Genomic DNA, 1335 nt, shown 5'->3' with positions numbered 1-1335 from the left:
ACCCCCGATGTAACCGGACACCGCGTTGCTCACCCCTTTGACGTGCTGGAACACGCCCTGCACGCCCCAGAAACACCCGCCGGCAAAGACCACGCTGGCAAGGCTGGCGTCATCGCGGAACGCCGCGTCGCCGCTGGGTACAGGCAGCGCCTGCAGCTGTGCCGTGGGCTCGGCCGCTGCGGCCACCGCACCGCGATCCACCAGCAGCACACCGGCGACCAGCGCGGTGGCGACCAGGCCGGCGACGCCGGCGGCAATGCCCTGTTCGAAGGAGAGTTTCATCGTGTGCTCCCGGTTCAACCGAAGGTAAAGGCGTAGGCCTGCACGCCTGCGCCGAGGAATTCGATCTCGAAACGATGCGGACCGATCGTGCCGCGCTGGCGGATCAGCTGGTACAACCGGTGTTCGCTCACGGTGCCGGTGCCATCGGCAGCCACGTCGGCGCCGGCATCGGTCGCAGGCAGTGGCTTGCCATCGAGCAGCACGCGGAAGCGCACCGGCGTTCCGTCCTCGCCCGGTGCCAGCACCAGATGCAGATCGCGGGCATGGAACTGGAAGGCGATGCGCCCGCCGGCCTGCTGCAGCTGTGCCGCTTCATCGTTGACGAGCCACTGTCCGGACAGGCCCCATTGGTTCAGCGCCAGGGTGGATGGCAGCGTGTAGCCGAATACTGCGTCGGCGCGCTGCCCGCCCGGTGAGGCGAACTGCTCGGCACGTGCGTGGCCCAGATAGGTTTCCGGTGAGCGCAGGTTGCCCATGTCGGCCTGCGTCGCTACGCCCTGCAGGTCGGCCGCAGCGGGGTCCGCAGGCGGTGGCAGGTCGGTCTTCCCGGCTTCCACCAGCAGACGACGGATCACCTGTTCGGAGTGCGCGTAGTTGCCCTCGCCGAACTGGTGACCGCGGATGTTGCCCTTCGCGTCGATGAAGTAGTGCGCCGGCCAGTAGCGGTTGTTGAACGCGCGCCAGATCGAATACTGGTTGTCGAGTGCGACCGGGTACTCGACCTTCAGCTGCTGCACGGCCTTCATCACGTTGCGCGGGTCGCGCTCGAACGCGAACTCCGGCGTATGCACGCCGACCACCACCAGACCATGGTCGCGGTAACGCTGCGCCCACTCGTGCACGAATGGCATCGCGCGCAGGCAGTTGATGCAGGAGTAGGTCCAGAAATCGATCAGCACCACCTTGCCGCGCAGCTGCTCCGCACTCAGCGGTGGGCTGTTGAGCCAGCCGGTGGCGCCGCTCAGCGAAGGCAGCGTGCCTTCCACCGGCAGCGGCGCGCCTGCCTGCCCGGCCGCCATCATCATCATCGGCGGTGCTGCTGGTTGCGCGTCG

At 67.7% G+C, this 1335-nt stretch carries 2 protein-coding genes; both read right to left on the bottom strand.

All coding sequences use genetic code 11. The annotated features are described in order from the left end of the window. Positions 1-282, bottom strand: a 282-nt coding sequence (locus tag DBR20_RS22540) for a peptide-methionine (S)-S-oxide reductase (RefSeq protein WP_258223176.1), incomplete at its 3' end; no start/stop codon positions are given. Positions 283-296: 14 nt separating this feature from the next. Further along, a partial coding sequence (locus DBR20_RS22535) for a thioredoxin family protein (RefSeq protein WP_258223175.1) occupies positions 297-1335 on the bottom strand: 1039 nt, incomplete at its 5' end.

Origin of the sequence: Stenotrophomonas sp. HMWF023 (assembly GCF_003060985.1) — a bacterium.
Lineage (GTDB): Bacteria > Pseudomonadota > Gammaproteobacteria > Xanthomonadales > Xanthomonadaceae > Stenotrophomonas > Stenotrophomonas lactitubi.
The sequence above is the reverse complement of the archived record's forward strand: the minus strand, read 5'-3'. Positions and strand labels throughout refer to the sequence as shown.